Origin of the sequence: Streptomyces sp. TSRI0107 (assembly GCF_001905845.1) — a bacterium.
Taxonomy (GTDB): domain Bacteria; phylum Actinomycetota; class Actinomycetes; order Streptomycetales; family Streptomycetaceae; genus Streptomyces.
In genome coordinates this window covers 272,544-292,210 of record NZ_LIVZ01000002.1, presented here as the reverse complement: position 1 = coordinate 292,210, position 19,667 = coordinate 272,544, and the positions used below count along the sequence as shown (strand labels likewise).

Sequence of the window (19,667 nt, the reverse complement as noted above, 5' to 3'; positions counted from 1 at the left end):
CGCCGGCCGACGGCCCCGGTCCCGCACGGCCGACGGCCCACCGCTGACCGTCGCGCCCGGCGGTGCGCCTCACGCCGGGCCGGCGGCCTCCCGGCCCAGCTCCGTGTCCGCCGCCGCCCGGTGGTCCACCGCGCGCCCCGCCGCGTGCTCCGCCGTGAAGGCCTCCGCGCCGAGCGCGTCGCGGGCCCGTGCCGACACGCGCCGCACATCGCCCTGTTCCGCCGGGGGCAGCGGCGCGCCGGAGCGCTCGCGGGTCGCCTCCGCGGTGCCGAGCAGCCGGGCCGCACTGGCCGGCCGGCCGCCCAGCGCATGGGCGCCGGCCAGGCCCTCCAGGGCGAGCGCCACCGCACGCGGGTCCTCGGAGGCCAGTGCGGCGGCGAGCCCGTCGCGATGCAGGGCGAGGCTCCGCCCGGCGTCGCCGCGCAGCTCCGCGCAGAAGCCGAGTTCGGCCAGGATCAGCGCGACGCCGATGTCCGCGCCCCGGCTGCGGTTCCAGTCCAGCCACGGCCGCAGGTGTGCCTCCGCGGCGTCCAGGTCGCCCCGGCGCCGGGCGCCGAGCGCGAGCCCCAGTTCGGCCATCTGCTCGGCCGGCTGGTTGCCCTGTTCCACCGCCAGGCGCAGCGCCCGCCGGTGGAACGCGTCCGCCTCGTCGTGGCGTTCGGACAGCAGCGCGATCCGGCCGAGGCCGGTCAAGCGGCTCGACACCTCCGGCCACAGCTCCAGGGACTCCGCGATCCGCAGCCCCTCGCGGTGCAGCCGGGCGGCCTGCTCGTACGCGGCGACGATCTCGGCGTGCGCGGCCAGCGCCTGTGCCGCCTTCAGCTCACCCCAGGCGTCGCCGAGCCGGATGAACCGGGCGCGCGCCTCGGACGCGTCGTCGTGGAGGCTCGCCAGATCTCCGCGGGTCATGGCCAGTTCGGCCCGGCTGCTCAGCGCGGCGGCCACGCCCCAGGCGTCGTCCAGGGCCCGGAAGTCGGCCAGGGCGGCGTCGTTCTGCCGCTCGGCCGCCGCGAGCGCGCCCACCTCCCACAGGGCGTGGCCGACGAACCACTCGGCGCGGGCGAGGCCCGGGGTGCGGGCCGTGGGGGCGGTGTCCTGGCCGGGGGCCGGGCGGTGGTCCTCCGGCTTGAGCTCGCCGAGCAGCAGCCGTACGCCGTCACGCCAAGCGGCGGCCTCCGCCACCAGGAGCCCGGCCTCGGACCCCTCGGGGCCGGACGGCGGCACCGCCGTGTCCAGAGCCGAGGACAGCGCCCGGTGCGCCTCGGTGAGCCGGCCACGCAGGATCCAGAACCAGGCCAGCGCGTTGACCAGTCGCAGGGCCGGCTCCGCCGAGCGTGCCCCGCGCAGTTCCCGGAGCGTCCGCCGGAAGTTGCCGCTCTCCGCCGAGAGCCGCCGCAGCCAGCGGCGCTGCTCGGGCCCGCCGAGGTGCGGGCGGGCCTCCTCGGCCAGCCCGGCGTAGTGGGCGGCGTGCCGCCGGGCCACCCGCTCCGCCTCGCCCGACTCCGTCAGCCGGGCCTGCGCGTACGCCGCCACCGATTCCGGCATCCGGTACCGGGTGCCGGACGGGGTGTCTGCGCGTACGAGCAGCGATCGGTCCACCAGCCGGGCCAGGACGTCGACCACGTCGGCGGCGGCCAAGCCGCCGCCCGCGCAGACCTCTTCGGCGGCTTCCAGCGTGCAGCCGTCGACGTGCACGGACAGCCGCCGCAGCAGGGTCCGTTCCTCGGGTGTGAGCAGGCTCCAGCTCCACTCGAGGGTCGCCTGGAGCGTCCGCTGGCGGTGCGGGGCGCCCCGGTAGCCGGAGTTGAGGACCCGGAACCGGTCGTCGAGCCGTTCCAGCAGCTGGTGCGCGCCGAGCGCCCGCACGCGGGTGGCGGCCAGCTCCAGCGCCAGCGGGATCCCGTCCAGGCGGCGGCAGATCGCGGCGACGGCGGGAGCCGTCCCGGCGTCCACGACGAAGGACGGGTCGGCGGAACGCGCCCGCTCGACGAACAGCCGTACGGCACTGGACCGTTCCAGGGCGTCCGGCTCCGTGGAGTCCGGCAGTTCCAGCGGGGGCACGGGCCACACCGTCTCGCCCGGCACCCGCAGCGGCTCCTGGCTGGTGGCCAGCAGGGTGACGCCGGGTGCCCGTTCCAGGAGCCGGCGCGCCAGCGCCGCGACGTCGTCCACCAGGTGCTCGCAGTTGTCCAGGACGAGCAGCATCCGGCGGGACGCCGCGAACTCCTCCAGCCGCCGGTCCGACCGGCACCCCTGGCCGTCGGCCTCCGCCGCGGCGCTGCCGGGGCTCTCCCGGATGTCGAGGGCGGCCAGCACCTGCTGGGACGGACAGATCCCGTGGTTCTCGTCGACGGATCCGAGGCCCGCGAGTTCCACCAGCCAGACCCCGTCCGGGAACTCGCCGACGAGCCCGGCCGCCGCCGCGACGGCCAGCCGTGTCTTGCCCACCCCGCCCGGCCCGGTGAACGTGACCAGCCGGTGCCGGGCCAGGAGCCGCCGCCCCTCGGCCACCGCGTCCTCCCGCCCCACCAGGTCGTTCGCGGTGTGCGGCAGGTTGGTGCGGGGCCGTGCGGGAGACGCGGGCTCGGGCGGGGCCGCCGCGCCGGCCGGCGCGGGATCCCCGCGCAGGATCGCCTGCCGCAACGTGTCGATGGCCTCGCCGGGCGCCAGGCCCGGCTCGCCGGCCAGCCGGCGGCGCAGGTCGGCGTGGCTGTCGAGCGCCTCCGACGACCGGCCCAGCCGGTGCAGCGCGCGCATGTGGGCCATCCGCAGCCGCTCGCGCAGCGGATGGGCGGCGACCAGCGCCGTGAGCTCGCCCACCAGCAGGCCGTGCTCACCGAGGTCGAGACGCGCCTCCAGGTGCTCCTCGACCGCGGTCAGCCGTTCCTCCTCCAGCCCGGCGACCGCGGCCCGTACGAAGGGTTCACCGGCGAAGTCCGCGAAGGCCGGCCCCCGCCACAGCGCCAGCGCGTCCGCGAGGGACGCCGCCCTGGCCCGCGGGTCCTCCAGGGTGCGGGCGTGCGCGACCAGGGCCCGGAACCGCCCCGCGTCGACGGCGTCCGGCGCGGCCCGCAGCAGATAGCCGGGGGCCTGGTGCACGACCAGGTCGCGGGCGCCCTCCTCGGCGTCCTCCAGGGCGCGGCGCAACTGGGAGACCTTAGCCTGCAACGAGGCGGCGGGGCGGGCGGGCGGCGCTCCCGCCCACAGTGCCTCGACCAGCCGGGCCGCGGGGACGACCCGGCCGTGGTCGGCGATGAGACCGGCCAGCAGGGTGCGGACCTTGAGCTCCGGCACCCGGACCGGTCTCCCCGTCGCCGTGCGCACTTCCAGCGGGCCCAGCACCCCGAATCGCATGGCGCCACAGTAACCCGCAGGCCGACGCGGTCAGGCCAGCAACTCCACCTCCGCCAGGGCCGGTTCACCGTCGAAGACCAGACGGTAGTGCGCGTACGCGTCAGGTGACCGGACGGAGAACGCGCGGGTCTGCCGGTCCCAGCGGAACGACTCCGCCGAGCGCTCGTCCAGCGTCTCCCAGACCGTGCCGTCGGCCGAGCCCTGGAGGGTCCAGCCGGTGGGGGCCCGGGTGTGGTCGGCGGGGGAGGTGAGGGTGTACTGCACGGCCTTCACCCGCCCGTCGACCGGCAGGTCCACCGTGGTCACGGGCGCCTGCGTCGCCGAGGTGTCGTCGAAGAGCGGACCGCCGGGCCTCAGCGCGTCCGAGCGCGGGGCCGGCACCTCGTCGCCCCGGGTGATCGACACCGGCGCCGCGTGCTTGCCGGTGCCCCAGTCCGACGGCCTCGGGCCCATGTCGAACTCCACGACCCCGCCCCGCGCGACGATCCTGTGGGGGAGCGAAGTCGACTGCCACGGCCGGCCGTTGACCCTCACGCCCTGCACATAGACGTTCCGCGCGCTGTTCCGCGGCGCCTTGATCACCAGGTCCCGGCCGTTCTCCAGATGGACGGTCGCCTTGGTGAACAGCGGGGAGCCGATGGCGTACTCGCCGCTGCCCATGACCAGCGGGTAGAAGCCGAGCGCGGAGAACAGGTACCAGGCCGACTGCTCGCCGTTGTCCTCGTCGCCGTGGTAGCCCTGCCCGATGTCGCTGCCCACGTACAGCCGCGACAGCACCTCGCGGACCTTCTCCTGCGTCTTCCAGGGCTGCCCGGCCGCGTCGTACATGTAGATCGCGTGGTGGGCGACCTGGTTGGAGTGGCCGTACATGCCCATCCGGACGTCCCGCGCCTCCGTCATCTCGTGGATGACACCGCCGTAGGAACCGGCGAACTCCGGTGACGCGGTCTCCGGGGTGGCGAAGTACTCGTCCAGCTTGTCGGCGAGGCCCCGCCTGCCGCCGTACAGGTTGGCCAGGCCCCGGCTGTCCTGCGGGGCGGTGAAGGCGTACCCCCAGCCGTTGGTCTCGGTGTAGTCGTGGCCCCACACGCGCGGGTCGTACGACGAGGAGTCGACCCGCCAGTCGCCCCGCGGGGTCCGGCCCTGGAAGAACCCGGCCTTCGGGTCGAAGAGGTTCACGTAGTCCTGGGCGCGGTCGAGGAAGTACGCCGACTCCTCCTTGTAGCGCCGCTCGCCGGTCTCGCGGTACAGCGCCTGGCCCATCCTCGCGATGCCGTAGTCGTTGAGGTAGCCCTCCAGCGCCCACGACAGGCCCTCGTGGGTGTCGGTGGACGTGTAGCCGAGGAAGGGCGAGGTGGCCATGCCCTTGCGGCCGACGCCGGAGGCGGGCGGCACCACCGTCGCGTTCTTCAGGGCCGCGTCGTAGGCCGCCTCGGCGTCGAAGTCGACTCCCTTGACGTACGCGTCGGCGAACGCGACGTCCGAGGAGGTGCCGGTCATCAGGTCGGCGTAGCCCGGGGACGACCAGCGGGAGGTCCAGCCGCCGTCCTTGAAGTGCTGCACGAACCCGTCGGCCAGTTCGCCCGCCCGGGACGGGGTCAGCAGGGAGTACGCCGGCCAGGTCGTCCGGTAGGTGTCCCAGAAGCCGTTGTTGACGTACACCTCGCCCTCGACGATCTTCGCGCCGGTGTGGGTGGGCGTGTCGGGACCCGGCATGGGGGAGAAGGGCGAGGCGTACTTGTACGTCGAACCGACTTTCTCGTAGCCGGAGTTGGGGTACAGGTACAGGCGGTACAGGCTGGAGTACAGCGTGGTCAGCTGGTCCGGTGTGGCGCCCTCGACCTCCACCTTGCCGAGCAGCCGGTCCCACTGGCGCCGGGCGCGGTCCTTCACCGTCTCGAAGGAGGTGCCTTCCGGGATCTCCTGGCGCAGGTTGTCCTTCGCCTGCTCGACGCTGATCAGCGAGGTGGCCAGGCGCAGGGTCACCGTGCGGTCGGCGCCCGCGTCGAACCGCAGCCGGCCCTTGACGCCGGAGGCCGCCGAGTCCGTCACCGGCTTGTCGAAGACGCCGTGGAAGAACAGCCGGGTGGCGCCGGTCGACAGGCCCGACTTCACGTCCGAGTAGCCGGTGACCGTTCCGGCGGCGGGATCGAGGGTCAGCCCCGCCTGGTCCGTGACGTTGTCGAACAGCACGCTCGCGTCGTCGCCGGGATACGTGAAGCGCAGCATCGCCGCGTGGTCCGTCGGGGTCATCTCGGCCTTGAGGCCGTTCTCGAAGCGGACGCCGTAGTAGTGCGGGCGGGCGGTCTCGTTCTCGTGCCGGAACGGCAGCGCCCGCGCGGTGCGGCCCGTGTCGGGGGTTCCGGCGGCGGCGGACGGCATCACCTGGAAGGTCTGCCGGTCGCCCATCCACGGGCTCGGCTCGTGGCTCGCGCTGAACGCCTGGATCGTCGGCAGGTTGTCCGCGTTGTTCGACCGGGCGTAGTCGTACAGCCAGCTCAGCGAACCCGCGTTGGTGACCGGCGTCCAGAAGTTGAAGCCGTGCGGCACGGCGGTCGCGGGGAAGGTGTTGCCGCGCGAGAAGGCGCCGCTGGAGTTGGTGCCGCGGGTGGTCACCGCGTAGTCGGACGGATGGGCCCGGGGCCGCTCCGGGGGCGCGGCCTCCAGGGTCACGTCGTCCACCCAGCCACGGAACCGCGCCGGGCCCTTCGGGGCGTCGTACGCCAGCAGGATCCGGTCGACGGTCCGGCCCGCCGCCACCGAGCCGATCCGCGAGACCACGTCGTTCCACTGGTTGACGTACAGCACCTTCGAGGCGCCCTGCCCCCGCGGGGAGAGCCGGAAGCCGTGCTGGTCGGTGGCGCCCAGGTCGCTGAGGTAGGTGCCGTCGGTGAAGGCCAGGTCGACGGAGACGTGCGTGGCGGCGTAGTCGAGGTCGCCGTCGGCCATCGACGGGAAGACCCGGTACGAGAGGCGGGTGTCGCGGGTGACGGCCACGTCGACGTCGAAGACCTTGTGGTACGCGTAGGCCCGCCCGTCCGCCGTGTGCCGGCCGGCGTAGCGCAGGGCGCGCTTGCCGGTGAAGCCGGCGCCCGCCTTCGCGGTGGGGGAGCCGCTGGGACCGCGATCGACCAGGGACAGCATGTGCTCGGGGACCGGGCCGGTGCCGCCCCCGGTGGAGAACTGCACGTCGGCGAGCTGGAGCAGCCCGCCCTCGTGGTTCTTGGTGAAGTCGATCCTGAAGTGCCGGAATTCGGCGGGTTCGGCCAGGTCGTACGATTTCGTCTGGAAGCGTTCGGAGAAGGACTCGCCGGTGCGGGTGTCCAGCGTCTTCCAGTCCTTGCCGTCGGTGGAGCCGCGCAGGGTCCAGTCGGCCGGGTCGCGTTCCGCGTGGTCGTTGGCGGAGGTCAGCGCGTACGTCACGACTCTGACCGGTGCGTCCAGGTCGAACTCCACCCAGCCGGCGGGCTCGAAGACCAGCCACTTGGTGCCGGGTTCGCCGTCGGTCAGGTTCTCCTTCACCTCGCCGCCGCCGCTGTTCTCGCCGCTGGCGCGGACGTCCGTGACGTGGTCGGTGACGTTGCCGGGGATGCCGCTGCCGTAGCCGCCGTCGACGCCCGAGGTCCGCGGGGTGCCGTCCGGCGCGGTGTCGGGTGTGTTCAGCCAGTCCGGTGCCGGGTCCGCCGGTTCGAAGGAGGAGGTGAACTCCCGGTCGGCGGCCTCGGGGGCGGCCGGCAGGGCGACCGCCGCACCCGGTGAGCCGATGGCCAAAGCGAAGGCGGCCGCCGCGACGACCGCCGTGCTCCGTCTGTGCCGATATCCGTGTCGCATCCGCGAACACCCTCCCTGCGCCACTGGACAACGTTGTCAGATTCGGGGCGCAAGGATCAGTTGTGACTCAAGTGATGAGCGCTGTCAAGGGTGTTGACTGCGTCATTCGACGGGCGTGTCACGGATTTTTCCGGCGGGGCACCCCGTCGGCGGCTCATATTTCCGGGAGGTCTCAACTCGGAAAAGACAAACGGCCAACCTTGCATTCGATCTTGATCCCCTGGCGGGAAGTGGACTATACCTGTCGGCGATTCACACGAACCGCACATCCTGTACGACCCTGCTTGACCCCACCGCGGTGCCGGGGAGGATCCGGTTCACCGCCTGAGTCCTGGAAGAAGGCGAGGACTTGAGCATGGGATCCACTTCCGCCGAGAACGGCGCCGGGAACAGTGCCGAGAGCACGGCAGCGCAGCACGGGAGCGACGGTGTCGGCCGGCGCGCGCTGATCAAGCGGTCCGCCGCCCTCGGGCTGGTCTCCGTACCTGCCATGGGCTTCCTGTCCGCGTGTGCCAGCGGCGGCGGCGAGGAGTCGAACGACGACACCCAGGGGGAGACCTCCAAGGACAACCCCTTCGGCGTGAAGAAGGGCAGCAAGCTCGACGTCGTCATCTTCAAGGGCGGCTACGGCGACGACTACGCCAAGGCCTGGGAGGCCGCCTTCCAGAAGAAGTGGGGCGTGACCTCCACCCACACCGGCACCCAGGAGATCACCGGCAAGCTCCAGCCGCGGTTCAACGCCGGCAACCCGCCGGACATCGTGGACAACTCCGGCGCCCAGAAGATCAAGATCGACGTTCTCCACAAGAACGGCCAGCTCCTCGACCTCGCCGAGGTCCTGGACGCGCCCAGCGTGGACGACCCGTCGAAGAAGGTCCGCGACACCGTCATCCCCGGCACCCTCGACCCGGGTCTGCAGGAGGGCAAGGTCGTCGCCCTCAACTACATCTACACGGTGTGGGGCCTGTGGTACTCCGGCAAGCTCTTCAAGGACAAGGGCTGGGAGGAGCCCAAGACCTGGGACGACTTCCTCGCCATCTGCAAGGACGCCAAGTCCCAGGGCATCGGCGGCCTCGCCCACCAGGGCAAGTACCCGTACTACATCAACGTCGCCATCATGGACCTGATCGCCAAGAAGGGCGGCCTGGACGCCATGAAGGCGATCGACAACCTCGACCCCAAGGCGTTCGTCGGCTCCGAGGCGGCGCAGGCCGCCGTCGAGGCGGTCTACGAGGTCGTCGAGAAGGGCTATCTGATGCCCGGTACGAACGGCCTGACCCACACCGAGTCGCAGACCCGCTGGAACCAGTACAAGGCGGCCTTCATCACCTCCGGCTCGTGGCTGGAGAACGAGCAGCTGAAGCAGACGCCGTCGGACTTCGACATGAAGTTCCTGCCGATGCCGCTGCTCGAGGGCAGCGTGATGCCGTTCGAGGCGATCCGGGCCGGTTCCGGGGAGCCGTTCATCATCCCGAGCAAGGCGAAGAACCTGCCCGCGGCCAAGGAGTTCATGCGGCTGATGCTCTCCCGGGAGTGGTCGACGCTGTTCGCCAAGGAGGCGAACTCGCTGACCATCCTCAAGGACGGCGTCGACCCGAGCGTGCAGCTGCGGCCGGGCACCCAGTCCACCGTCGAGGCCTCCAAGGCGGCCGGCGACAACACCTTCCGCTTCCTGTACACCGAGTGGTACAGCGAGATGGACACCGCCATCCAGAACGCCTCCAACGAGCTGATGGCCCGGCGCATCCAGCCCAAGGAGTGGCTGAAGCGGGCGCAGGCGGCCGTCGACAAGGCCGCCAAGGATCCGGCGTCCAAGAACAACCGCCGCGAGTAGTCCCGCGCGGGACGCACGGTCACACCGTCGGGGAACACCAGGGGCAGGAAACGCCAATGCGCAAGGGGCAGTACGGGTTCGTCGCGGGATTTCTCCTCATTCCCGTGGCGCTTTACCTGATCTTCGTCATCTGGCCGTACATCCAGACGTTCGGCTATTCGCTGACCGACTGGAAGGGCCAGTCGCAGACCTTCAGCTTTGTCGGGCTGGACAACTACAAGGCGCTGTTCCAGGACGACATCTTCCTGGGGGCCATCTGGCACAACATCCTGTTCCTGGTGTTCATCCCGGTGATCACCATTCTGCTCGCCCTGTTCTTCGCGTTCATGCTGAACGCGGGCGGCCGCGGCCGGGCCGGCGGGGTGTCCGGGGTCGCCGGGTCCAGGTTCTACAAGGTCGTCTACTTCTTCCCGCAGGTCCTGTCGCTGGCGATCCTCGCCGTGCTGTTCGGCGCGGTCTACCGCAGCGACAGCGGCGGCATGCTCAACGGCGTCCTGGTCAAGCTGGGCCTGGTGGACGCCGACCGGCCGGTGGAGTGGCTGAACGAGCCGGACTTCGTGCTCTGGGCACTGATCGTGGTCGTCGTCTGGCACGGCGTCGGCTTCTACCTGGTGCTGTTCTCCGCCGCCATGCAGTCCATCCCGAAGGACATCTACGAGGCCGCCCTCATCGACGGCGCCGGCCGCGCCCAGTCCTTCTTCCGTATCACCCTGCCGCTGCTGTGGGACTCCGTGCAGACGGCCTGGGTCTATCTCGGCATCGCGGCGATGGACATGTTCATCCTCGTCTCGACCATGACGTCCGGTGAGTTCGGCGGCGGCCCCGACCACCACAGCGAGGTCATGGCGACCGTGATGATGCGGAACTTCCTCTACTACGGCAAGAGCGGCTACGCCTGCGCCATGGGCGTGGTCATGCTGCTCCTCACCCTGATCCTGTCCGTGGTCATGCTGCGCGCCACCCGCCGCGACCGCGTCGAGTTCTGAGCGGGAGAGACGAGATGAGCGCACCCCTGAAGGAGCCGGCGCCGGCCCCGGTCGGACACACGGTCGAGAAGATCCCGCCCCGCGCCGGCGAGCGGCGCGGCGAGGGCGTCACCCTGAACGCCTTCTCGCACGGCTTCCTCGCCCTGTGGGCCCTGATGATCGTCCTGCCGCTGCTGTGGCTGGTGCTCAGCGCCTTCAAGACCGACGCCCAGATCGCCGGCTCCGCCTTCGGGTGGCCCGAGAACTGGACGTTCGACGTCTTCTCGCGCGCCTGGGAGAAGGGCATCGGCGACTACTTCCTCAACACCGTCGTCGTGCTCCTGTTCTCGGTGCCGCTGACGATGCTGTTCGGCTCGATGGCCGCGTACGTGCTGGCCCGCTACCAGTTCTGGGGGAACCGCTTCCTCTACTACTTCTTCGTCGCGGGCGCGATGTTCCCGGTCTTCCTGGCCCTGGTCCCGCTGTTCTTCATGGTCAAACGGCTGGACATGCTGAACACCTACCAGGGCCTGATCCTGGTGTACGTCGCCTACTCCATGCCGTTCACCGTCTTCTTCATGCACGCCTTCTTCCGGACCCTGCCGACGGCGGTGTTCGAGGCGGCGATCCTGGACGGGGCCTCGCACACCCGGACGTTCTTCCAGGTGATGCTGCCGATGGCGAAGCCGGGCCTGATCAGCGTGGGGATCTTCAACACGCTCGGCCAGTGGAACCAGTTCATCCTGCCGACCGTGCTGATGCAGCCGCAGAGCGGCGACGACCCCGAGCGCTATGTGCTCACCCAGGGGCTGATCCAGCTCCAGCAGCAGCAGGGCTACGCCTCCGACCTCCCGGTGCTCTTCGCCGGCGTCACCATCGCGATGATCCCGATGCTGGTGGTCTATCTGTCCTTCCAGCGCCAGGTACAGGCGGGACTCACCTCGGCGACCCTGAAGTAGCGCTCCGCGCGCGACCGTGTGCACACCGTTCCCGGCGTGGGAGCGGTGCGCACACGTGTGTGCCTGCTCCCGGAAACTGTTCAACCTCTTGACGGGCGGCCCCCCGAACGGCTCAGCTTAGAGTTCACTAGTTGGACATAGACGGGGCCTCATCGATGCGGTCCCGCGCGCAGGAGGTCGTCGTGGAGACTCCGGGGTCGCAGTCGTCGCTGCACCGAGCCAACCTGGAGCGGGTCGTACGAGCCGTGCGGCTGGCGGGATCCCTCACCCAGGCGGAGATCGCGAGGACGACGGGTCTGTCCGCGGCGACCGTCTCCAACATCGTCCGGGAACTGAAGGACGGCGGGACCGTCGAGGTCACACCCACCTCGGCGGGCGGCCGGCGGGCCCGCAGCGTCAGCCTGAGCGGGGACGCCGGCATCGTGATCGGCGTGGACTTCGGGCACACCCACCTACGGGTGGCGGTGGGCAACCTGGCCCATCAGGTGCTGGCCGAGGAGTCCGAGCCGCTGGACGTGGACGCCTCCGCCGCGCAGGGCTTCGACCGGGCGGAAGAGCTGGTCAACCGGCTGATCGCGGCGACCGGCGTGGACCGCACGAAGATCGCCGGGGTGGGTCTCGGCGTGCCCGGCCCGATCGACGTGGAGTCCGGCACGCTGGGCTCGACGGCGATCCTGCCGGGCTGGACCGGCGCCAAGCCGGCCGAGGAGCTGCGGGGCCGGCTCGGCGTGCCCGTGCACGTGGACAACGACGCCAACCTGGGCGCCCTCGGCGAACTGGTGTGGGGCAGCGGGAAGGGCGTGCGGGACCTGGCGTACATCAAGGTGTCCAGCGGTGTCGGCGCGGGCCTGGTGATCGACGGGAAGATCTACCGCGGTCCGGGCGGCACAGCGGGTGAAATCGGACATATTACACTTGATGAATCCGGCCCCGTCTGCCGCTGCGGAAACCGGGGCTGCCTGGAGACCTTCGCGGCCGCGCGGTATGTGCTGCCGCTGCTCCAGTCCAGTCACGGCACGGATCTGACCATGGAGGGCGTCGTCCGCCTGGCACGGGACGGAGATCCGGGCTGCCGTCGGGTGATCGCCGACGTCGGCCGTCACATCGGCAGTGGAGTCGCCAACCTCTGCAACCTTCTGAACCCGAGCCGGGTGGTCCTGGGCGGTGATCTCGCCGAGGCCGGAGAGCTGGTGCTCGGGCCGATCAGGGAGTCCGTCGGCCGCTATGCCATTCCCAGTGCGGCGCGCCAACTCTCCGTTCTTCCCGGGGCACTTGGGGGCCGTGCGGAGGTGCTCGGGGCGCTCGCCCTCGCGCTCAGCGAGATGGGTGACTCGACCCTTTTGGACGGAAGCGTGTCCGGCGCCCTGCCGGCTGCGACACCTGCCTTCACTTAGAGAACGGATGGCACCGTTGCCAACCCGTTAAGGATTTACTTCTTGACGTCGCACGTGTGGCCGAGTTGACTTCCAGCCACCTCGGCCGCAACGACGCGGCCTCGTCAGGGAGGTTTCAGAAGTGAACACGCGTATGCGTCGTGCCGCCGTCGCCATCGCCGCGGGTGCGATGGCCGTCTCTCTCGCCGCCTGTGGCAGCGCTGAGGAAGCCGGTGGGGACAAGGAGTCCAAGGGCTCCGGCGCCGCCAAGGGCGACGACATCAAGATCGGTCTCCTCCTTCCGGAGAACCAGACCGCGCGGTACGAGAAGTTCGACCGGCCTCTGATCGAAGAGAAGATCAAGGAGCTGACGAACAACAAGGCGACTGTCGAGTACAACAACGCCAAGCAGGACGCCAACCTCCAGGCCCAGCAGGTCGACACGATGATCACCAACAAGGTGGACGTGCTGATCCTGGACGCCGTGGACGCCAAGGCGATCAAGAACTCCGTCCAGAAGGCCGTGGACAACGGCATCAAGGTCGTCGCCTACGACCGCCTCGCCGAGGGCCCGATCAGCGCCTACACGTCGTTCGACAACGTGGCGGTCGGCAAGACCCAGGGCGAGGCCCTGCTGGAGGAGCTCGGCGACAAGGCCAAGGACGGCCAGATCGTCATGATGAACGGCTCCGTCACCGACCCGAACGCCGCCCAGTTCAAGGAGGGCGCGCACTCCGCCCTCGACGGCAAGGTGAAGGTCGGCAAGGAGTACGACACCAAGGAGTGGAAGCCGGAGAACGCCAACGCCAACATGGAGGCGGCGATCTCGGCTCTCGGCAAGAAGAAGATCGTCGGTGTCTACTCCGCCAACGACGGCATGGCCGGCGGCATCATCACCGCCCTGAAGGCCGCCGGCATCGACGTCCCGGTCACCGGCCAGGACGCCGAACTCGCCGCCGTCCAGCGCATCGTCGCCGGCGAGCAGTTCATGAGCGTCTACAAGCCGTACGCCCCCGAGGCCGAGGCCGCCGCGCAGATGGCCGTCGCGCTGGCCAAGGGCGAGGACCTGGGCGCCATCGCCAAGGACAAGGTCTCCAGCGACAGCGCCAAGGACGTCCCGTCCGTCCTGGTCGACGTCACCTCGCTGACCCAGGAGAACATCAACGACACCGTCATCAAGGACGGCGTCTACACCGCCGACGAGATCTGCACGGCCAAGTACAAGTCGGCCTGCGACAAGCTCGGCATCAAGTAAGCGGTCCACGAGTCCCCTTCCCCTGAGGGACACGGGAGCAGGCCCCCGCCGCTCCCGTGCGGGACGGCCGCCGTACAGGCTCCGCCGGCGCCCCGCGTCAACAAAGCCCCGCAAGCTCGTTGCGGGGCGCCGGTCGGAACACTCCGGGCCCGGGCAACGGTCCCGGCAACCCCCCAAACTTCTGCACAACCTCCCGCCGGGTCAGGCGGCGAAGGAGATGGTTCACGTGTCCGCTACGCCCGTGCTGGCGTTGCGCGGGGTCTCCAAGCGGTTCGGTGCCGTCCAGGCGCTCACCGACGTAGAGCTTGAGGTCCACGCCGGTGAAGTGGTCGCCCTGGTCGGCGACAACGGCGCCGGAAAGTCCACGCTGGTCAAGACGATCGCCGGCGTGCACCCCATCGATGAGGGCGCCATCGAATGGGAAGGCAAGTCCGTAACGATCGGCAAGCCGCACGACGCCCAGGCCCTGGGCATCGCGACGGTCTACCAGGACCTCGCGCTGTGCGACAACATCGACGTGGTCGGCAACCTGTTCCTCGGCCGTGAGCTGAGGAAGTGGGGCGTGCTCGACGAGGTCGAGATGGAGCGCCGTGCCCGCGAGCTGCTGACGACCCTGTCGATCCGCATCCCCAGCGTGCGTATCCCGATCGCCTCGCTCTCCGGCGGTCAGCGCCAGACCGTGGCCATCGCCCGCTCGATGCTGGGCGAGCCCAAGCTGGTCATCCTCGACGAGCCCACCGCCGCCCTCGGCGTGGAGCAGACCGCCCAGGTGCTCGACCTGGTCGAGCGGCTGCGGGAGCGCGGCCACGCCGTCATCCTGATCAGCCACAACATGGCCGACGTCAAGGCCGTCGCCGACAAGGTGGCGGTGCTGCGCCTCGGCCGCAACAACGGCGTCTTCGAGGTCAAGACGACCTCGCAGGAGGAGATCATCTCCGCCATCACCGGCGCCACCGACAACGCCGTGACCCGCCGTGCGGCGCGCACGACCGGGGAGGTTTCCAAGTGAGCACCGACAAGACCTCCACCAAGGCGGCCGCGCAGGACGAGCACCTGGTGGAGAACCCGGAGGCGGCCGCCGCGGCGGTCACCGCGGTCGACCCCCGCCTCCTCGTCCGCGAGGAGGGCCTGCTCGGCTACTGGAGCGAGTTCAAGCGCAAGATGCGCGCCGGTGAACTGGGCTCCCTCCCGGTCATCGTCGGCCTGGTCGTCATCTGCGTCGTCTTCCAGAGCCTGAACTCGGCGTTCCTGTCCGCGCAGAACCTCAGTGACATCACCGTCACGATGGTCGGCACCGGCATGATCTCCGTCGGCATCGTCTTCGTGCTGCTGCTCGGCGAGATCGACCTGTCCGTCGGCTCGGTCAGCGGCGCGGCCAGCGCCATCGCGGCCGTCCTCGCGGTCAACCAGGGCTGGCCGGAGTGGATCGCGGTGCTCTTCGCGATCGTCGCCGGCGCCGCCATCGGTGCCGTGCACGGCTTCTTCTTCGCCGTCCTCGGAGCGCCCGCCTTCGCGGTCACGCTGGCCGGCCTGCTCTTCTGGCTGGGCTTCATGCTCCAGACGCTGGGCGAGAACGGCACGATCAACCTGGACAGCGACGGCTTCATCGGCCAGCTGACCACGTACTTCTTCACGGACATCGCCGCCGCGTACGGTCTGGCGGCCGTGGTGACGGTGGTCTTCTTCGTCACCTCGTTCCTGGGCAACAAGCGGCGTGACGCGGCGGGCGTCCCGTCCCGGCCGCTGAACGAGACGATCCTGCGCACCGCGCTGCTCGCGGTGATCTCCTTCGCCGCGGCGTTCATGTACAACCAGTACAAGGGCCTGCCGCTGGCCACGGTGATCTTCCTGGTGTTCCTGGTCGCGACGGACTTCCTGCTGCGGCGCACCTCCTACGGCCGCAAGGTCTTCGCGCTCGGCGGCAGCGTCGAGGCGTCCCGGCGTGCCGGCATCAACGTCACCGCGGTGCGGATCTCGGTCTTCGCGATCTCCGGCGGCTTCGCGGCGATCGGCGGCCTCTTCCTGGCCTCCAAGATCGCCTCGGCCAACCAGAGCGCGGGTACCGGTGACCTGCTGATGAACGCGATCGCCGCGGCCGTGATCGGCGGCACCAGCCTCTTCGGCGGCCGGGGCCGCACCTGGAACGCCCTCCTGGGCGTCCTGGTGATCGTGTCCATCCAGTACGGGCTCCAGCTGGAGTCCATCGCCGAGCCGGTGAAGTACATGATCACCGCGGGTGTGCTGCTGACCACGGTGGTCATCGACTCGATCACCCGCAAGACGCAGAAGACCGCAGGGCGCGCGTAGCACCGCGCCCCGCCCCCAGCCTGTGCCCGGCACCAATGGCGGTGCCGGGCACAGCCATGCCGGGCGGAACATTAGACTCGTCGAGCCCGGCAACAGCTCGAAACAGCTCTACTGCAAGGAGGCACGGGTGCCGCTGCTGACCCGCATCAGGGGACCGCGCGATCTGGACCGGCTCAGCCTGGAGGAGCTGGACCAGCTGGCCGAGGAGATCCGGACCTTCCTCGTCGACGCGGTCTCCAAGACCGGCGGCCACCTCGGCCCGAACCTCGGCGTGGTGGAGCTCACCATCGCCCTGCACCGGGTCTTCGAGTCCCCCAAGGACAAGGTGCTGTGGGACACCGGACACCAGTCCTACGTGCACAAGCTGCTCACCGGCCGGCAGGACTTCTCCCGGCTGAAGATGAAGGGCGGCCTGTCCGGCTACCCCTCGCAGGCCGAGTCCGAGCACGACGTCATCGAGAACAGCCACGCCTCCACGGTGCTCGGCTGGGCCGACGGCCTCGCCAAGGCGAACCAGCTGCTGAAACGCGACAGCCACGTGGTCGCCGTCATCGGTGACGGCGCCCTGACCGGCGGTATGGCCTGGGAGGCGCTGAACAACATCGCCGAGGCCAAGGACCGCCCGCTCGTCATCGTCGTCAACGACAACGAGCGCTCCTACGCGCCGACCATCGGCGGCCTCGCCAACCACCTCGCCACGCTGCGCACCACCGACGGCTACGAGCGCTTCCTGGCCCGGACCAAGGAGATCCTCGACCGCACCCCGGTGGTCGGCAAGCCGCTGTACGAGACGCTGCACGGCGCCAAGAAGGGCCTGAAGGACTTCATCGCCCCGCAGGGCATGTTCGAGGACCTGGGCCTGAAGTACGTCGGCCCGATCGACGGCCACGACATCGAGGCGCTGGAGTCCGCGCTGGCCCGCGCCAAGCGCTTCGGCGGCCCGGTCATCGTGCACTGCCTCACCGAGAAGGGCCGCGGCTACCAGCCCGCCCTCCAGGACGAGGCGGACCGCTTCCACGCCGTCGGCAAGATCCACCCCGACACGGGCCTGCCGATCGCCTCCTCCGGCGCCGACTGGACCTCCGTCTTCGGCGACGAGATGGTCAAGCTCGGCGAGGAGCGCGAGGACGTCGTCGCGATCACCGCGGCCATGCTCCAGCCGGTGGGCCTGGACCGGTTCGCCAAGCGGTTCCCGGAGCGGGTCTACGACGTCGGCATCGCCGAGCAGCACGGCGCCGTGTCCGCCGCCGGCCTGGCCACGGGCGGCCTGCACCCGGTCTTCGCGGTGTACGCCACCTTCCTCAACCGGGCCTTCGACCAGGTGCTGATGGACGTGGCCCTGCACAAGTGCGGGGTGACGTTCGTGCTGGACCGGGCCGGCGTCACCGGCACCGACGGAGCCTCCCACAACGGCATGTGGGACATGTCGATCCTCCAGGTCGTGCCCGGCCTGCGGCTCGCCGCCCCGCGCGACGCCGACCAGGTCCGCGCCCAGCTGCGCGAGGCCGTCGAGGTCGAGGACGCGCCCACCGTGGTCCGCTTCTCCAAGGGCGCCGTCGGCCCCGCCGTACCCGCCGTCGGGCGCGTGGGCGGCATGGACGTGCTGCGCGAGCCCGGCACCGACCGCCCGGACGTGCTGCTGGTCTCCGTCGGCGCCCTGGCGCCGATGTGCCTGGAGATCGCCGCCCTCCTCGACCAGCAGGGCATCTCCACCACCGTCGTCGACCCGCGCTGGGTCAAGCCGGTGGACGAGACGCTGGCCCCGCTCGCCGAGCGGCACCGCGTGGTCGTCACCGTCGAGGACAACTCCCGCGTCGGCGGTGTCGGCTCCGCCATCGCCCAGACCCTGCGGGACGCGGGCGTCGACGTCCCGCTGCGCGACTTCGGCATCCCGCCGCGCTTCCTCGACCACGCCTCCCGCGCCGAGGTGCTGACGGAGATCGGTCTGACCGCCCCGGACATCGCCCGCCAGGTCACCGGACTGGTCTCCAAGCTGGACGGCCTCCCCCACTCTCGGCTCCGCTCGAGCGGGGGGACCCCCACCGACCGCGCCGCCGCAGAGGTCGAGCCCGCCCGGGACTGATCCATCGCACCGCCTCATGGGCCGGTTCCACCACATGCCAAGAGTGGTGAAACCGGCCCATTGGCGTGAAACTGCCCGCGTCGGGGCATACGCAACACGCCCCCTCTCGATCATGTCGAGGACGACAAGCGTGGGAGGTACGCCCGATGAGCAGCACCCTCTTCCGGACGAAGAAGGTCGAGCAGTCCATCCTCGATACCGAGGAGCCGGAGCACGCGCTCAAGAAGTCACTCTCGGCCCTTGACCTCACGGTCTTCGGAGTCGGCGTCATCATCGGCACCGGCATCTTCGTCCTGACCGGCACGGTCGCCAGGAACTACGCGGGCCCCTCCGTGGCCCTGGCGTTCGTCGCGGCCGGCGTCGTGTGCGCGCTCGCCGCGCTCTGCTACGCCGAGTTCGCCTCCACGGTCCCCGTCGCCGGATCGGCCTACACGTTCTCCTACGCCTCGATCGGTGAACTGCCCGCCTGGATCATCGGCTGGGACCTGGTCCTGGAGTTCGCGCTCGGCACGGCGGTGGTGGCCGTCGGCTGGTCGGGCTACGTCCAGTCACTGATGGACAACGCGGGCTGGCACATGCCTGCGGCGCTCGGCACCCGGCAGGGAGCCGAGGGCTTCGGCTTCGACATCCTCGCCGCCGCGCTGGTCCTGCTGCTCACCGTGATCCTGGTGATCGGCACGAAGCTGTCCGCGCGGGTCACCCAGGTCGTCGTCGCCATCAAGGTGACCGTCGTGCTCGTCGTGATCATCGCGGGCGCCTTCCTGATCAACGGCGCCAACTACAAGCCGTTCATCCCGAAGGCGCAGGAAGTGCCGGCCGGGGACAGCCTCCAGGCCCCGCTGATCCAGCTGATGTTCGGATGGGCCCCCTCCAACTTCGGCGTGATGGGCATCTTCACCGCCGCCTCCGTCGTCTTCTTCGCCTTCATCGGCTTCGACGTGGTGGCCACCGCCGCCGAGGAGACCCGCAACCCGCAGCGCGACATGCCGCGCGGCATCCTCGGCTCGCTGCTGATCTGCACCACCCTGTACGTCCTCGTGTCGATCGTCGTCACCGGTATGCAGCACTACAGCAGGCTCTCCGAGAGCGCCCCGCTCGCCGACGCCTTCAAGGCCACCGGGCACCCCTGGTACGCGGGCTTCATCAGCTTCGGCGCCGCCGTCGGCCTCACCACCGTCTGCATGATCCTGCTGCTCGGCCAGACCCGGGTGTTCTTCGCGATGAGCCGCGACGGGCTGCTGCCCCGGTTCTTCTCCCGCGTCCACCCCCGCTTCAAGACCCCGCACCGACCCACCATCCTGCTCGGCGTCCTCATCGCGGTCCTCGCCGGCTTCACCCCGCTGAACGAACTCGCCGAGCTGGTGAACATCGGCACCCTGTTCGCCTTCGTGGTGGTGGCGATCGGCGTGATCGTCCTCCGCCGCACCCGCCCCGACCTGCACCGCGCCTTCCGCACCCCGTGGGTGCCGGTCGTCCCGATCCTGTCGGCGGCGGCGTCGCTGTGGCTGATGCTCAACCTGTCCGCCGAGACCTGGGTGCGGTTCGCGATCTGGATGGTGATCGGGTTCGTCGTCTACTTCCTGTACGGCCGCTCCCACAGCCGCCTCGGCACGCACGAGGAGACCACGGTCGAGGACGTCGTCGAGGGCCACCCTCACCACGACCGCCCGCACCCCCACCACGGCCGCTCCCACCCCGACCAGTAG

11 protein-coding genes are annotated in these 19,667 nt (G+C 70.4%); 9 read left to right on the top strand and 2 right to left on the bottom strand.

Annotation, left to right across the window (positions count from 1 at the left end; genetic code table 11):
• Positions 1-69 precede the first annotated feature (69 nt).
• The gene (locus tag AMK31_RS05495; protein ID WP_073939230.1) at positions 70-3,354 is read right to left on the bottom strand and encodes a BTAD domain-containing putative transcriptional regulator; all 3,285 of its coding nucleotides are present in this window, start codon (positions 3,352-3,354) and stop codon (positions 70-72) included.
• Positions 3,355-3,384: 30 nt separating this feature from the next.
• Positions 3,385-7,185 (bottom strand): GH92 family glycosyl hydrolase, encoded by a 3,801-nt coding sequence (locus AMK31_RS05490; protein ID WP_073939229.1) that lies wholly within the window; start codon positions 7,183-7,185, stop codon positions 3,385-3,387.
• A gap of 355 nt (positions 7,186-7,540) precedes the next feature.
• Here AMK31_RS05490 and ngcE point away from each other — a divergent pair, with 355 nt between their 5' ends.
• The 9 genes from ngcE to AMK31_RS05445 all read left to right on the top strand — a co-directional run bounded on the left by ngcE (position 7,541) and on the right by AMK31_RS05445 (position 19,667).
• Positions 7,541-9,019 (top strand): N-acetylglucosamine/diacetylchitobiose ABC transporter substrate-binding protein, encoded by a 1,479-nt coding sequence (gene ngcE / locus AMK31_RS05485; protein WP_073939228.1) that lies wholly within the window; start codon positions 7,541-7,543, stop codon positions 9,017-9,019.
• A gap of 56 nt (positions 9,020-9,075) precedes the next feature.
• Positions 9,076-10,005: a carbohydrate ABC transporter permease gene (locus AMK31_RS05480; RefSeq protein WP_073939227.1), complete on the top strand. Its 930-nt coding sequence runs from the start codon at positions 9,076-9,078 to the stop codon at positions 10,003-10,005.
• Between the two features lie 14 nt (positions 10,006-10,019).
• Entirely contained in the window at positions 10,020-10,943 is a 924-nt protein-coding gene (locus tag AMK31_RS05475; RefSeq protein ID WP_073939226.1) for a carbohydrate ABC transporter permease, read from the top strand.
• A 182-nt stretch (positions 10,944-11,125) separates the two neighbouring features.
• Positions 11,126-12,337, top strand: a complete 1,212-nt coding sequence (locus tag AMK31_RS05470) for an ROK family transcriptional regulator (RefSeq protein ID WP_073939545.1) — start codon at positions 11,126-11,128, stop codon at positions 12,335-12,337.
• 133 nt (positions 12,338-12,470) lie between these two features.
• Positions 12,471-13,571, top strand: coding sequence for a sugar ABC transporter substrate-binding protein (locus AMK31_RS05465; RefSeq protein WP_073939225.1), 1,101 nt, complete (start codon positions 12,471-12,473; stop codon positions 13,569-13,571).
• 217 nt (positions 13,572-13,788) lie between these two features.
• On the top strand, positions 13,789-14,580 hold the full coding sequence (locus AMK31_RS05460; protein ID WP_073939224.1) for an ATP-binding cassette domain-containing protein: 792 nt from the start codon (positions 13,789-13,791) through the stop codon (positions 14,578-14,580).
• A complete protein-coding gene (locus tag AMK31_RS05455; protein WP_073939223.1) occupies positions 14,577-15,878 on the top strand; it encodes a sugar ABC transporter permease in 1,302 nt (433 codons plus the stop codon). Before AMK31_RS05460 ends, AMK31_RS05455 begins: the two co-directional genes overlap by 4 nt.
• 127 nt (positions 15,879-16,005) lie before the next feature.
• Positions 16,006-17,961, top strand: coding sequence for a 1-deoxy-D-xylulose-5-phosphate synthase (gene dxs / locus AMK31_RS05450; protein ID WP_073939222.1), 1,956 nt, complete (start codon positions 16,006-16,008; stop codon positions 17,959-17,961).
• Positions 17,962-18,107: 146 nt separating this feature from the next.
• A complete protein-coding gene (locus AMK31_RS05445; protein ID WP_073939221.1) occupies positions 18,108-19,667 on the top strand; it encodes an amino acid permease in 1,560 nt (519 codons plus the stop codon).

What these genes read in the sequence shown, in the direction of transcription:
- AMK31_RS05445 (WP_073939221.1), top strand. Translation starts at nt 18,108, where the DNA reads ATGAGCAGCACCCTCTTCCGGACGAAGAAGGTCGAGCAGTCCATCCTC.
- AMK31_RS05495 (WP_073939230.1), bottom strand. Translation starts at nt 3,354, where the DNA reads ATGCGATTCGGGGTGCTGGGCCCGCTGGAAGTGCGCACGGCGACGGGG.
- AMK31_RS05480 (WP_073939227.1), top strand. Translation starts at nt 9,076, where the DNA reads ATGCGCAAGGGGCAGTACGGGTTCGTCGCGGGATTTCTCCTCATTCCC.
- AMK31_RS05465 (WP_073939225.1), top strand. Translation starts at nt 12,471, where the DNA reads ATGCGTCGTGCCGCCGTCGCCATCGCCGCGGGTGCGATGGCCGTCTCT.
- AMK31_RS05490 (WP_073939229.1), bottom strand. Translation starts at nt 7,185, where the DNA reads ATGCGACACGGATATCGGCACAGACGGAGCACGGCGGTCGTCGCGGCG.
- AMK31_RS05475 (WP_073939226.1), top strand. Translation starts at nt 10,020, where the DNA reads ATGAGCGCACCCCTGAAGGAGCCGGCGCCGGCCCCGGTCGGACACACG.
- AMK31_RS05460 (WP_073939224.1), top strand. Translation starts at nt 13,789, where the DNA reads ATGGTTCACGTGTCCGCTACGCCCGTGCTGGCGTTGCGCGGGGTCTCC.
- ngcE (WP_073939228.1), top strand. Translation starts at nt 7,541, where the DNA reads ATGGGATCCACTTCCGCCGAGAACGGCGCCGGGAACAGTGCCGAGAGC.